Source organism: Cyanobium sp. ATX 6E8 (assembly GCF_024346335.1).
GTDB lineage: Bacteria > Cyanobacteriota > Cyanobacteriia > PCC-6307 > Cyanobiaceae > Cyanobium_A.
The window spans coordinates 1-14,412 of record NZ_JAGQCT010000015.1 but is presented as its reverse complement, the minus strand read 5'-3'; the positions used below and the strand labels follow the sequence as shown (position 1 = coordinate 14,412).

The 14,412-nt window shown below is 59.6% G+C and carries 7 protein-coding genes; 4 read left to right on the top strand and 3 right to left on the bottom strand.

The genetic code is table 11. The features are described from left to right. Window positions 1–18: 18 nt before the first annotated feature. From KBY70_RS11490 to KBY70_RS11475, 4 genes are all read left to right on the top strand, one after another. Complete coding sequence (locus KBY70_RS11490; protein ID WP_254988575.1) at window positions 19–4,770, top strand: DNA-directed RNA polymerase subunit alpha C-terminal domain-containing protein; 4,752 nt, start codon at window positions 19–21, stop codon at window positions 4,768–4,770. Between the two features lie 121 nt (window positions 4,771–4,891). Then, window positions 4,892–8,518, top strand: coding sequence for a DISARM system helicase DrmA (gene drmA, locus KBY70_RS11485; RefSeq protein ID WP_254988574.1), 3,627 nt, complete (start codon window positions 4,892–4,894; stop codon window positions 8,516–8,518). Window positions 8,519–8,523: 5 nt separating this feature from the next. Continuing rightward, entirely contained in the window at window positions 8,524–10,467 is a 1,944-nt protein-coding gene (gene drmB / locus KBY70_RS11480; protein WP_254988573.1) for a DUF1998 domain-containing protein, read from the top strand. Continuing rightward, window positions 10,464–11,291 (top strand): hypothetical protein, encoded by an 828-nt coding sequence (locus KBY70_RS11475; RefSeq protein ID WP_254988572.1) that lies wholly within the window; start codon window positions 10,464–10,466, stop codon window positions 11,289–11,291. The genes drmB and KBY70_RS11475 overlap by 4 nt, the downstream gene beginning before the upstream one ends. A gap of 15 nt (window positions 11,292–11,306) precedes the next feature. Here KBY70_RS11475 and KBY70_RS11470 read toward each other — a convergent pair whose 3' ends face one another. The 3 genes from KBY70_RS11470 to KBY70_RS11460 all read right to left on the bottom strand — a co-directional run bounded on the left by KBY70_RS11470 (window position 11,307) and on the right by KBY70_RS11460 (window position 14,217). Further along, entirely contained in the window at window positions 11,307–12,647 is a 1,341-nt protein-coding gene (locus KBY70_RS11470; RefSeq protein WP_254988571.1) for a hypothetical protein, read from the bottom strand. A 108-nt stretch (window positions 12,648–12,755) separates the two neighbouring features. Next, a complete protein-coding gene (locus tag KBY70_RS11465) occupies window positions 12,756–13,103 on the bottom strand; it encodes a hypothetical protein (RefSeq protein ID WP_254988570.1) in 348 nt (115 codons plus the stop codon). Between the two features lie 112 nt (window positions 13,104–13,215). Further along, the gene (locus tag KBY70_RS11460; RefSeq protein WP_254988569.1) at window positions 13,216–14,217 is read right to left on the bottom strand and encodes an HIT domain-containing protein; all 1,002 of its coding nucleotides are present in this window, start codon (window positions 14,215–14,217) and stop codon (window positions 13,216–13,218) included. Between the last annotated feature and the right edge of the window lie 195 nt (window positions 14,218–14,412).

Here is a 14,412-nt window from a genome sequence, read left to right as displayed (position 1 = left end):
CATGAGCACCGATAGTCGATGGGCCTGAGATCCTTCCTCAAGAACACAGCTCGCGCCCTAGGGCTGCGCAAACCCTCGGCTAAGTCAGTCGCTTCGGGAGAGGTTGATTACGCCATTACCCTTGACCGAATAGAGCAGCAGATTGTAGAAGCAGCCACCAGCCGCAACAGCCTCAGGCTGCTGGATCTCTGGCACGAGCTGACACTCTGGAAGGCACCACCGGCTAAGACAGTCGAACTGAAACGGCGCCTGGCTCAACTATTCGAGGAGTTTGAAGGACAAACTGTTAATCCCAATGCGTCTTCCAGCACTCTCCTGGTGCTGAGATCGCAGGTGGCTTCCAAACAAAGAAGCGAGCGACAGCTGGCTGAAAAGGAGGACCAGTCCCGTCAATCAGCTGAAGCCGAGCAACTACGGGTAGAACAAGAAAGGCAGAAGGAAACAGAGCGCCTGGCTACTGAGGCCGCTGCGCAGCGCAGGGCGGAAATGCAGCGAGAGAAAGAGGAATGGGCTCGCCAAAAGTTAGAGGTTGATCGACTCAGGCAAGAACAGGAGCAGCGAGCCAAGGAAGAAGCCAAGCGCCAGGCCAAAGCAGAGACGGAACGCCAGGAGAGGGAAGCAGAGCAGGCGCGTCTAGCAGCCGAAGCCAAGGCTGAGGCAGATCGGCTGAGGGCGGAGCAGGAGCGTCAGGCGGAAGTGGAACGCCAGGCCAAAGCAGAGACGGAACGCCAGGAGAGGGAAGCAGAGCAGGAGCGTTTAGCAGCCGAAGCCAAGGCTGAGGCAGATCGGCTGAGGGCGGAGCAGGAGCGTCAGGCGGAAGTGGAACGCCAGGCCTTGGAGGCCAAGGACTTCGACCCACAAGGATTTGGCCACCGCTTTCCAGGACTTGAGCCCAATACTGAGTTGGATTTAGACCCTCTCGCAGAGGATTTAGTCACTCTCCAAGACCTAAATAGGGTCGAGAAGGCAGCTCCTGAGCTTGAGCCAGAGCCTGACGCCGAGTTGCCAAGAGAGAATCCCACTTGGTTAGCAGCTCCTATCGAAGCTCTTTCACTGTCAATACGGGCCACAAATTCTCTCTACCGTGGTGGCATTCGCACCCTTGCAGACTTAGCAGAGAAACAAGCAGACGACCTTCTGTCCATACGCAACTTTGGACAGCGGGGTCTGAATGAGCTGATAGCAGGTCTGGAAAATCAGAGCATTCCATTTCCAGTTCCTTCAATTCCCAACCTTGATTGGCAAGAAAGCGATCAAATCAACCGCGATCTAGTTGGTAAGCCGATTGGGCTGTCGTCGACAACTCTACTGACTGACATTGGATTCCCGCAGGCTGTTTTAGGTCCATTGTTGCGCAGCGGAATTAAGACGTTGGGTGATCTCTCTGAACAAACGGATGTAGAACTCGCGGAGATCCGCCGGCTTGGTTCAAAAGGCATACAGATCATTCGTGACATCCTTGCTAGTCATGGCCTCGAGCTGCCATTTGATGCCAGTGATCTAGGGCAGGTAGGGCCGCAGTCATATGATGTCAATCTCTTTAACCAAACTGTCAAGGCCGACAGAAAGCAGCAAAGAGAGGACGCAATTGCTTTGGTTAGTGATATAGCCGAGAAGTGCTTAGCAGGAGAGCCTGGCACCCCAGAAGAGGCTATTGGGGAGCTACTACTGAACAGCGAGCTCACTCAAGGGCATGCCTCACTGCACACAGAGCTGAGCTTCTTAAGGGATTGCCTTTGGATTATCGAATCACTACTCGGCCCATCATTCCTTCGCGACAAATTCAACAATGATGCCTGGCAAGAATTAAGGAGGCACCTGCTTCTGCGCTATGCGCATGAACTAGGCAATGACACCTCCAAGTCCTGGCTTAATGGCCTTCAAAAAAGTATCAGTAGAGATGCAGAAAGGGGCTGGAAATCTTATATCAGTCGAGTTTGCGGCATAACCTATCAAGCCATTGGCGAGCAGCTTGATCCCCCAGTAACGAGAGAGCGTGTTAGGCAACTGGTCAACAGAGTAGCGCGCGTCATTGGCGTTGCGACAGATGTGTTCGCCGATCGGATTCAAGGCAGCGATATTGATCAAGCAAGAGTCAAGCAGCTTTCATGTATCCAGTCTTGGCTTGAACGCTTCGGGCGCATTGCATTTAACGGTGATCATCCGTTGGCCGAAGAAAATATGGATCTTTGGGAAACTGCTCTGAAGATGAATCCTAAACAGCGGCTTGGGTCCTACAAGGAGTACGCCATCCCTGTGCCAAGTTCCGAGTGGGATGTACATTACGAATGGATCTGCAACAACAGCACTTCTATGGGGAATGCCTACTGGAAAGACTTTGAGTGTTTAGAGCAATTTATCCTGCGGCACGCAGTAGCACTTGGTCATCCCAATGCGATGCCCAAACAGACCTCACTACCCCGTCGTGTGGGACGAATTGTTCAAGACTTCGGTGGCCAGAGCAAGGTCGCTCGCCGTCTCGGGCTCCGGTATCAGGGGCAACTAGTTGGTGAAGACGGTGGTCGCACGTATTGGACCGAAGACAAGCTGCTCAAGTTGTTGGATGACGTAAATCATTTCCACAACCAGGACTTGTTGCTCATGCCGTCCTACGCCCAGATCTACGACTTCTTTAAGGAGCAGTGCGACGAGCCTTATGCGGGTAAAAATCCTGGCTCACCAATCGCCGGAATGACGCGGCAAGGGCAGCTGCACTGGAGCGAAGTCGCTAGTCGCTTTAGCAAGCAGTTTGTCTCAGGAGCATCCACAGCAAATGTAACGCTTGCCTATATCAAGGCCTTTGTTCGTGATCTAGGGGTGCATCTAGAGGCCTTAACCCCATCTGAACTTTATGTACTATTTCAAGCACAGGGAATCAACCGGGGAGACAAAGAGAGGTTCAGTCGCACCTTTGATCGGCTAGTCGATGCTGTTCAGTCTGGCATGGTCAAGCGTGAAGACCTTCAGGCCTGGGCTAGTAACAACGATGTTGATTCCATCAGTGAACTCCTGGAATTTGGCGCCGACCTGAAGGCCGAAACGAATCAGGCAGACAAGGAGTCTTTGCTCCTACACCAGCGCTCTAAACAGCTTCAGAGTGAGTTCGCTGAAGAAAAACGAACTGACCTTATTGCTAGTGTTGACCTGCCACAGCTCGATCCCGTCAAGACTCTTCTAGCTTTAGACAAGGCTGCAAGTGTGATCGAGAGCAGTGCAACAGATTCTGATCGTATCGAATTCTTAAAAGCAAAGGCTACCGCGAAACTATGGGATGCCTGCTTCGCGGATGCAGAGGCCTTGACTAACAAGCTACGAATCATGAATGTCGATGCAGATACCTATAGCAGTGAAGTTCGATCATCCTTTCTTGAGGAGTACGAAGGAGCTCGATCTCTAGAGATTCCCTCCACCTACCGATTCTGCGATCTAAAAGGCCTTCCACGACAGCCAAAGTTGATGCAACGACTTGTGGCGTTTCGACTCAAGCGTGACTACAGGCTTCTCAACCTCAGTGGAACTGGAACAGGCAAAACCCTCTCCGCTGTTTTTGCGGCTCAAGTCTGTGGATGCCGAAGGATTCTGGTTTCTTGTCCAAACGGCGTAATCTCCAGCTGGCATCGCACATTTAGCTCTGCATATCCCGATGCAGTAATTCATATTAGGCCCGACGATTGGCGACTACCAGAACTTGATAAACGAACTCATGTCGTCATCGTGAACCATGAGAGATTTCAAAACCAATTCAGCCAGCTCTTGCTTGAGTTTTGCCTTGGCTTTCAGGCAGACCTTATCGTCATTGATGAAATTCATCAAGCCAAGCAGAGAGATAAGGACAAGAGCAGCCAACGTCGGCGTTTAATGGATCAGTTTATCTTTACGTCTGCCAATATCAACAGTGAGCTGCGTGTACTAGGTCTATCTGCTACGCCTGTCATCAACAACTTGCTTGAAGGTCGTTCTCTGATTGAATTAGTGAGCCAAGAAGCTCTTGACGGTGTTGATGAGGAAATGGACCTCAATGCCTGCATGAATCTCTATCAGCACTTTGTTGTGCATGGCATTCGCATGAACCCGGGTCGACTACCGCGTACAGAGCTTCTTCTTGTCGACGTGGATGCCACATCGATTTTGCCACAGGTCATTAGTGCTACCAGGCGCGGAAGCTACCACGATGTGGAGCAGCTACTAGTCCAGCCAAAGCTTGATGCTTTAAAAGCTTGTCTTGAGCCTGGTCACAAGACAGTGATCTTTATCACCTACATCAAAAGCACACTGGATCCGCTGTGCCAATGGCTGAAACAAGATGGCTATAGCTATAGTGTCTACACAGGAAACGACAAAGAGGCCAGCGAGGCTGGTTATGTTGATTCTTTGGATGAATTCATCAGAGGATCAACTGATATCTTGGTGGCTTCGATTCAATGTGCAGGCACTGGGGTCGACGGTCTTCAATCGGTCTGCAATAGAGCAGTCTTTCTGCAGCTCCCGTGGACCTCAACGGAGTTCGAGCAGGCCATTGGGCGATTGGATCGTGATGGCACAGAGTTTGATTCTGTTAAAGTATATCTCCCTATCACTGACATTCATCTTCCAAATGGCGAGCGTTGGAGTTGGTGTCGTTCAAAACTAGATCGAATTCGCTCCAAAAGTGATATTGCTAAGGCTGCCGTAGATGGCGAAGTACCCGAAGCAGCCTCTATGATTAGTCCCAGCCAAGCCAGCGAGTATTGGCTTGGCTGGCTGAAGCTTCTAGAGCAGGAACCACAGTGATCGAGCATATTCAGCTAGTTGGGTTGGGGAGCATCCCTGTTACAGGCAAGCTCAAGCACGGGCTGGTCAATCGCATGACATACGTAGCCACTTGGTTTCCGCTGTTGCAAGACTGTTTGCCATGAGTCAGTCCACCGCTTTGCATTCCCCCTACGAGCCTTCCCACAGCTCAGGCGAGGTCAGAACCCAGCTTGTTACTGCTCTGGAACTGGAATTGGTCGGGCCCACTCAGCGGGTGCTGCAGGCCCTCGGGCCGGAAGGCGAGGGATTGGACTCGGAAGCCCTCGATCGGCTGCCTAACAGCTGGTATCCCACCGGTTTCCTGGTGCCCACCGAAACAGATCTGTCGCTGAAATGCGACGACACGGCCGACGACGACTTCGCCGCCGCCGATGGGGTGGACCTACGCAAACCCAAAAAGACCAACAGCGAGTACAAACCAGGATCCGGTGATGACGGCGGCAGCAGCGAATCGGGTCCGGCCAAGCCCCAGCTGTTCCCCTCGTCCATCGGTGTGAGCGTGCTGCTGCCGCCAGGTGGCGATCTGCATCTGATCGCCACCTGGGGCGACTACGTCCGACTTGCCGAGGGCGCCAACCCCGACGCTGCGGCAAGCATCGCCCGAGAAGAGGGCGGATCCCGTGAGCAGCAGAGCTGGCAGCGCACCCCACGCCAGGAGGCGCTGGCCCTAAGCCACAGCGAGATCACCGCTACCCAGGGCCTTACCGGAAGGCCCTGGCCAAACAGCAACGGTCTACATCTGCGCTGGCATTGCCGCCCGGCTCCCGCCAGCCAGGGCTATGCCGCCGGCACCGTGGCAGTCACCCTCTTCTTCACCAACGAGCGCAAGAAGGCCATCACCCTGGTTGAACGCGACCAGCGCTCGGCCTTCCAGGCCGAGTTGGAGCTGCGCTGTTCCAAGGGTTTCGTGCCGCGGCTCGACCCACACGCCAGCCGCACCGGCGGCGACTGGGATGAAGCCGTCAATGCCCTTCAGTTCCGTGACGCCCGTGAATACGGCGTGGGCCACAACGTAGGGATTGATGTGGATCTTGATGCTGCGGGCGGCTGCTCTCGCCTGCGCACCACCTGGATCCCCCAGGCCACGGTTGAGAAGGTGGTGCCCCGCGCCGATGTGGGCTGCGAGCTGGCGATGGAGGAGCTTGATCGCCTGGCCAGCCAGGGATTCGAGGCCATTCGCGGGGCACTTATGCCCCTTGTGGATCGTTATGGAGCCTGGATCGAGGAACAGGCCGCCGTTGCCGGGCTGAACGCCCAGCAGCAGGCCACCGCCGAGCAGTTGCTCGCCAATGCCCGCGGACAAGCTCAGCGCATCGCTCGTGGCATCGAGGCCCTCGCCGAGCCCGACATCCGCGACGCCTTCGCGATCGCCAATCGCACCATGGCCGCCGCCGCTCGCCAGCGCTATGGCGTCATGCAGGGCCTCATGGCCGACGACGCTTCATTGCGCCCACCGGCGTGGCGCCCTTTCCAGCTTGCTTTTCTGCTGATGAATCTCGTGGGCATCGCCCGCCCCAATGATCCACAGTTCGACCCCAAACGCGAGCGCGACAACGTTGATCTGATCTTCTTCCCCACCGGCGGTGGCAAAACCGAGGCCTACCTGGGGCTGGCCGCCTTCACACTGGTGATGCGTCGCCTGCGCCATGGCGGCTCACTGCAGGCCGGCGGGTTGAGCGTACTGATGCGCTACACCCTGCGCTTGCTCACCCTTGACCAACTCGGCCGCGCTTCCACTCTGATCTGCGCCTTGGAGCTCGAACGACAGCGCCAGCCCGACAAGCTCGGTAGCTGGCCGTTTGAGATCGGACTCTGGGTGGGCCAGGCCGGCACTCCCAACCGCATGGGCGGCAAAGGAAACAACAACGAAAGCACCGCCCGGCTGCGAGTACGCGCCTACAACGGGGGCAACACCCCGATCAAGCCAATCCCGATCGACACCTGCCCCTGGTGCGGCGTTGAGTTCGGCAAGCATTCCCTCAACGACCCCAAACCCTGCAGCACTGCCGGGGTGTTCAAACTGCTGCGTCAGGGCGTGATTGATCCCGATAACCCTGAAGAGCTGCGCGTCGCCTGCCTCAACCGCAGCTGCGCTTTCAAGGGCACCACCGGCCGCAACCACCTGCCGCTGGTGGCCGTCGACGACATGATCTACCGCCGCCTGCCGGCGTTCCTGATCGCCACCGTCGACAAATTCGCTTCACTGCCGTGGGAAGGTCGCTGCGGCAAGTTGTTCGGCAAGGCCACCCATGTCCTCGATGGTCAGGGCTTCTACGGCCCTGCCGATGGCGACGACGCCAGCAAGGGCGTGCGGCTGGCGGATCGACTAGATCCCCCCGATCTGGTGATTCAGGACGAGCTGCACCTGATCTCCGGCCCACTCGGCTCCATGGCGGGCCTCTATGAGGCGGTGATCGATGAGCTCTGCAGCCGCGATGGCCTGCGACCCAAGATTGTGGCCTCCACTGCCACCGTACGCCGCGCCAGTGAGCAGATGCGCGCCCTGTTTGGCCGCAACGACTCCTCAATCTTTCCCGCGCCAGGCCCCGATCGACGCGATTCCTTTTTTGCCGTCACAGTGCCGGTTGATCAGGTGCCCGGAAGGCTCTATGTAGGCCTCAGTGCTCCGGGCCGCAATGTGAAAGCGCTATTGCTTCGGGCCTCCTTGGCCCTGATGAGCAGGGCCCAACTGGCTTGGAAGGCCGCTGAAAAGGAGCGCAGCGCTCAGCGCAAACGGGGTGAAACGCCCGACCGGAACCCAGCCGATCCCTACATGACCCTCCTGGGCTACTTCAACACGATCAAGGAACTGGGCATCAGCCGCCGCCTGATCGAAGAAGAGCTCACCTCACAGCTGGCCACCCATGGAGAGCGCCAACGCCTGGGCGACAAGGTGGAGCGCTCCTCCAACCGCAAAATCGCCAACATCCCCTTTGAGCTCACCTCCCGGGTTTCCACCACCGAGGTGAGCACCACCAAGGATCGCCTGGCTCGCAGCTTCCACGACAAGGAGCGCGTCGATGTGGCCCTGGCCACCAACATGATCTCGGTAGGTCTCGACATCACCCGCCTCGGCCTGATGTTGATGCTCGGCCAGCCCAAGACCACCGCCGAATACATCCAGGCCAGCAGCCGCGTGGGCCGCGATTCTGAAAAGCCGGGGCTGGTGGTGGTGCTGCTCAACCCCAACCGCCCACGCGATCGTTCGCACTACGAGCACTTCGCCTACGGCCACGACGTCTTCTACCGCGACGTGGAGGCCACCAGCGTCACACCATTCTCGGAGCGGGCTCTGGAACGGGGCCTCCCCGCCATCACCGTGGCCCTGGCGCGGCACCTCAGCGACCAGCTCACCCCGTCCAATCGGGCTGGGGATGTCGAGGCGCTGGCGGACGTGCGAGAAGCGGTGGCCGAGGCGCTGCGGCGGCGCGTGGCCATCGCCCTCGTGCATGCCCCCGCAGATGCTGATGCCTACGCCACCTCCGTAGCCGAGCAGGTGCGCCATATCGTCGACGACTGGTGCGCCATCGCCCAGCGCCGCGGCCGCATGGAATACGGCCGGGAAGACGGCGAGCTGCCGCCGCTGTTGCGCACCCCCCTCGATCCCGAGTTGCTGGAGCTCGAGGACGAGCGTGAGAAACAGTTCAAGGCCAACCGCAGTCTGCGCGATGTGGAGCCCTCCGCGCTGCTGCTCAAAGATCGCCTGCAGACCACCACCCAATCTTGAACGTCATGCCCGCACCCCAAGGCACAAGCAATCACCCGGTTGGCGAAGTGCGCCACGGCCAGCTGATCACCACGTATGGCCCTGGAGCCATGGTGGATCTCCCTGATCGCTCGGTCGTGATCGGTGGGCTGAATCTCTGGCACTACAGCCGCGATGACGACAGTTGCAACATCGATGAGCCTCGGCTGATCGCCAAGCTGCGTGGCCTGTTGGGCGTGGGCACCCTGCTGCTCAAGCGCCCCCCCCATGAAGACGACGACTTCGCCCAAAAATTCAAAAGCAGCAGCGGCATCCGCTCACCGCAGTTCCCGCTCTGGTTCGTCGCCCAGCCCAAAGAACCGATTGCCTATGAAGAGGGTGGCAAGCGTTATCGCACCCGCCCGCTGATCCACCAGCGACGGCTGATCAAGGACAAACTGCCCTGGCGGGAACCCGGGGGCAAAAAGCAGGACCTGGATGTCGTGCCGGTTCGCTTCGTGCAGTGCTGCGCCAACGGACACCTCAGCGACATCGACTGGGACCGATTCGTTCACGATGGCAAGCAGAGCAACTGCCAGGAGGAACTCTGGCTTGATGAGGCCGGCGCCGGCAATGATTTCAACGAGATCTATGTGCGGTGCCCCAAGTGCAAGAAACGGCAGGCTCTGGCCAGTACCAAAGGAGACAATGGTGCCTCGCTGCTGGGTCAATGCCGTGGCCATCGACCCTGGCTCGGCAACTTCAGCACCGAAGCCCTGCCTTGCACCGATGAGAAGGGGAAACCCCGCTACAACCGTCTGCTGGTGCGATCGGCCAGCAATGCCTACTTCCCGGAGATGGTGGGAGCGATCTCAATCCCGCAGCCAGAGGATCCGCTTCGGCAGCTGATTATCCAGAACCTAAGTCACTGCACAAAGATAACGAGCGCGGATCGTCTTAAACAGCTTCTTGATGTCGACGCTCTGCACGACAAGATTGCACCGGCATTTCGAGAGCGTGACCCAGATAAAGTCTGGGCAGTTCTCGATGCCGTTCGAGGTAGCAGCGTTGACGTTCGCACCGAAAAACAACCTCCTCTCAAGCAGCAGGAAATTAAGGCGCTCTATGAGCCGGCACATCTACTCGGCTCATCTGATCCCAGCAGCACCTTCCATGCCGAAATCCTGCCACTCACTGGTAAGCCCCGTTGGTTCACCGATTGCTTCGACCGCGTGCTGAAAGTGCATCGTCTGCGCGAGGTGATGGCACTGATCGGCTTCACCCGGCTTGAACCGATCGTGAAGGGCGTCGATGGCGATCCGATTGACCAGCACGACATCGGTGCCAAACGCGCCGACATCAACATCAAGGAACTCGACTGGGTGCCTGCGATCGAGAACTTCGGCGAAGGACTGTTCCTCGGCGTCAACGAAGCCGCGCTGAAAACCTGGTGCCAGGGCGATGGCGTCAAGCAGCACAGCTCCAAGCACCGTGAAGCCTGCAAGCTCTGGAACCGTGATCACGGCCTTAAAGAGAATGAGTTCGAATGGCCGGGCGAGGCGTATCTGATGCTGCATAGCCTGGCCCACTTGTTGATCACAACGGCGGCGCTGGAGAGCGGCTATGGCGCCTCGGCCATCAAGGAGCGGATCTACAGCTTTCCGGGCCAGGGTTACGGAATCCTGCTGTACACCAGCGGCAGCGGCTCAGAAGGGACCCTCGGTGGGCTGGTGTCCTTAGCCGATCGCATCGACCAGTTGGTGGCTGCCGCCCTGGAGAGGGGTCGCCTGTGCTCCAACGATCCCTTCTGCTCTTTGCACGATCCCGAGAACGATCTCGAGAAGCGCTACACCCATGGTGCCGCCTGCCACGGCTGCCTGCTGATTGCTGAAACCAGTTGCGAGCAGCGCAACCAGTTCCTCGATCGTGCCTTTGTGGTGCCCACGCTCGATGTGGCCGACGCTGCCTTCTTCCCCGAGCAGTTGCCATGAGCCAGCCCCTGCTGGCCCTCAGCAGCGGCGAACTGCAGCGCCTGGCGGCCTGCCTCAGGTCCCAGCCAGCCAGCCCAGGCGAGGCCGCGCTCAGCCAGCACCATATCGCCAGTGATCGGCCTGAACTGCGCCAGGCGTTGCTCGCCTGGCTGGAGAACTGGAGCCATCGAGGTGGCAGCAACGCCAGCCTCGAGCTCACCCTTGCGTTATTGCTGGAGCAACGCCGGGGCCAGGGCAGTGGCCAGGCGGAGCTGGTGTGGTCAGGCCCCCAGGGCGGGCCGGGCGACATCACCCGCGATCAGGCCGTGTTGATCCGCGAGATGGTGGAGCGTTGCCAGCAGCGGCTGCTGATCACCACCTTCAATCTCTGGCGTGGCGGCTTCATCGGCGAACTGCTGGATCGCGTGCAGCAGCGGCTGGAGCACCATCCCGATCTGGATGCCCGCATGGTGGTCAACATCCCGCGGGCTCGTGGCAACACTGTGCTGGCCGACCAGCTGCGCCAGGCCTATGTGCAGGACACCTGGCGGCATCTCTGGGATCCGGGCAGGCCACGTCCCCGCGGCTTTTTCGATCCACGCTCTCTGGATCTATCCCGCGAGCGCCCCACCGTGTTTCACGTGAAGTGCTGCGTTGCCGATGACGAACTGCTCGTCACCAGCGCCAACCTCAGCGACAGCGCCCAGCTCGATAACTGCGAGCTCGGCATCCACTTCCCATCCGGCGGCCGTGCCGACGCCGTGTGGCAGCACTTTGATCGCCTCATTCACCGGCAGCCGCCCGCGCTGGTGCCGATCGAGCAGCCCCTGCTGGAGATTGGTTGACCTGGAATCGCTGAGTCAGTGAACCTCTGGCTCTTCGCGGCCGACGAGATCGCTCACCGCGACAACCTCGGATGGATAGCTGATCCGATCCAGAATTACCTGAATGCGCTCCCCGAAGCGCTGCGCCTGTTCCTCCACCAACCGCACAGCCAGATCGGTGTCACCGCCGCTGCGCAGGGTTTTCTGCAGGATCGTCTGGCGTGATAGGTCCACCAGCTGCTCTACCCGCACCACCCGCTGTCGCAGGGCCTGCACGATCAGCTCGCGATAAATGATGCAGTGGTAGAAGCGAAAGTCCGAATCCAGCTGGCCCATCTCCTGGGCAATGGCGAAGCGCAGATCCTGCAACTCCCGATATGCTTCCTGTACGGTCGTCAGTGCAGTGGCCTCATCCACCGGAGTGTTCCCGCCGGTTTGACGCACAGCTTTGTTGGCCTGGGCCTGCAGCACCAACAACTCCCGCAGCTGGGCGCCGATGCTTTCGATGTCGTCGCCCAGCCGGTTGAGTACCGGCCCGATCGAGCCGCTCAGCGCTGCGAAGCGGTCCTGAAGGATTGCCATCTCTTCCCGCAGCTGGGCGATATCCTCGGCCTGGAGGGCTGGTCCGGCCTCGGTGGCCGGCGGATGAATCGCCAGCCAGCGCTCGGCCAGGCCAGTCCGTTCCCCAGCCAGCTGCACGAAGGCCCGCTCCACATGACCCAGCAGGGGTTGCGTCTCGATGCCATCCAGCACCTGCAGGGCCTGCTCCAGGGCGGCCTGTACAGGGGCCGGAATGGTGGCTGCTGTCGCCAGGATGATCTGCGCGCTGCTCTGTAGTTCGGCCGGCATTTCCGCCAGGCGCAGCACCGCTGCGTGCCACGACAGGGAATGAAAGGCCGTATCGGCCTTGGAGTGGGAGGCGTGGTGACGGTCCTGCTGAAGCTTGATGCACAGACCGCGGGTTTCCTGCAGCAATCCTGTGAAGCGCCGCAGCTCCCCGGCACCTTCTGGCTTCAGCCGCACCTGCTCCGGCAGATGGCGCCAAAGATCATGGATCAGGCTTCCCGTGCGCCGCGTGCCGCGGTCGCTACTCAGCAGCACCTCCCAGCGCTCATAGAACTTGTATGGCTCTGGCTGAATCTGCGTCAGCAAAGCCTCCAGCTCCTGGCGCGCCTGGTGAAGATCGTCAGGTTCTTCCCGTTGGTACGACCTGATGTTGCGCCCTTCGCTGCGGAGCTCCTGCAACACCTGCACCTTCACGGGCACCGCCAGCTCGAGCAGGGCCAACAGCAACCGACCGGCCAGCTGGGCAAGGCCGCGCTCCTTGTCCAGAGACACCGCCGCTTGGAGGCTACCGAAGTTGGTCTGCTGAGCCACGAGGGCTTCTGCTTCGCATTCACTTCATTGTCTCAGCGTTCGCCGCTATCCAGCTCGACCGGCGAACAAGGGAGGGTTACTGCGCTGAGTTACTGCTCATACAGATTCTCAGCTATTGGTCGTTGAAAGATCCAGCACCGTCCATGCCGTGCTCCAGACCGGCCCGCAGGCCATGCCGCAGGTGGTGATTTCAAAGGCCACCCAGTTCGGGCGCTCCACCGACTGCAGAAAGCGCACCACGTCGGCTCCCTCATCGGCAGCCTCCTGTTCTTCTAGGTGGGCCTGCCACAGGGGTTTCAGCTCATCGGCCAGGTGCATGGGCTCCTCAGGCACCTCATGGCACCAGCTGCCGCGCAGCGCTGGAGTGTTGGGTTCGCCGTCTTCCGTGAAGACCGGCCGACCGGTGGCCGGGCAGAAGAAGTTCCAGTCGTCACGCTCCAGTTCGATGATCTGCATGGCCTTCTCGGCGTTGAGGATGTGCAGAGTCTCGCCAGCTCCGCACTGCTGATTTGCCGTCCTCCTGCGAAGGACGAAGGGAATCCAACCTCGTCTGCAGCCAGGTCCAATCTCAGTAGCTCTGCCGTCCCGCAATCACCCCACGCACCCCACCGCGCGGCTGCTCACAATCCCCATCTCGCCTTGGGATCAGATGCCAGTGCGCATGCAGCACCGTCTGCCCGGCAGCTTCGCCTGAGTTCACCCCCACGTTCCAGCCACTGATCGACGGGTCCTGCGTCGCTAGCTGCTCTCTTCTGAGCTTCAGAAGCTGGGTCACGGCGTTCCACTCCGGCTGGTGCAGTGCCAGCCCGTCGGCCACATGCCGCCGCGGGATCACCAGGCTGTGACCCTCCGTCACGGGGTAAGCATCAGCGATGCAAAGCGCCAGTTCGTTCTCCAGCAGCACTCGGCCGCTGCCCTCCAGCGCGCAGAACACACAGCCCGCTTCGCGGTGGCCGTAGCTGGCCTGCAGGCCGCGGAAGTCGGTGCTGTCGGTGTCGCGCTTGCCGGCATTGCAACGAAAGCAAAGCGCCTGCAGGTTGCTGATGTCGTCTGAGCCACCGTGGTTTTTGGGCACGATGTGGTCCACCTCCAGGGCCCTTTGGTGCTCATGGGCGCCGCAGCACTCGCAACGGCCGCGGGCCCGGGTCAGCACCCGGTATTTGATCGAGCCGCTGATCGGTGTTCGCTGGCGGCTGCGGTGGGCAAACACCTCCTCGCCCCGCTGCTCGCGGAAGGCATCGAGTCGCTGGCGGCACAGCTGCTGCAGCGCGTCGCGCTCGGTGTCGCTCAGCTCGTCGGCGCCGATCAGGCTGTAGGTGCCGTTGCCGTACGCAGTGATGCCATTACCGGTGAGCACCTTGCCCACCATCCGCTTGACGCGCTCGGTGTAGTAGTCGATCTGGGTCACGTCTTCTCCGAGGATCCGCCGGGCGATGTCCTCCGCCGGCGCCGGGCTGCTCCTTCCAAGCAGCTCCATGAGCATCAGCGGCTGATAGATGTGGCTCATCCGCATGCGCTCGGCGATGTAGGTGCGGAGGCGGTGGAAGCTGTCAGAGCGAGGGGTAGCCATCAATCCTGCAATCCCCACCAACCAAGGTTTGGCCGGCTGTCTTCTTCAAGTTTGACCGGTCGCCGCTGAAGCCCAGGTCGGCATGAAAACGTATGCATGGACGGCCAGGGCACTGCCTGCTTTTGCCGGCTCCAGCAGGCCTCACCACAATGGATAGACCTGCTGGGCAATCTTGAGGAGGTGATGTCCATGCTC

What these genes read in the sequence shown, in the direction of transcription:
- KBY70_RS11475 (WP_254988572.1), top strand. Translation starts at nt 10,464, where the DNA reads ATGAGCCAGCCCCTGCTGGCCCTCAGCAGCGGCGAACTGCAGCGCCTG.
- KBY70_RS11490 (WP_254988575.1), top strand. Translation starts at nt 19, where the DNA reads ATGGGCCTGAGATCCTTCCTCAAGAACACAGCTCGCGCCCTAGGGCTG.
- KBY70_RS11465 (WP_254988570.1), bottom strand. Translation starts at nt 13,103, where the DNA reads ATGCAGATCATCGAACTGGAGCGTGACGACTGGAACTTCTTCTGCCCG.
- drmB (WP_254988573.1), top strand. Translation starts at nt 8,524, where the DNA reads ATGCCCGCACCCCAAGGCACAAGCAATCACCCGGTTGGCGAAGTGCGC.
- drmA (WP_254988574.1), top strand. Translation starts at nt 4,892, where the DNA reads ATGAGTCAGTCCACCGCTTTGCATTCCCCCTACGAGCCTTCCCACAGC.
- KBY70_RS11460 (WP_254988569.1), bottom strand. Translation starts at nt 14,217, where the DNA reads ATGGCTACCCCTCGCTCTGACAGCTTCCACCGCCTCCGCACCTACATC.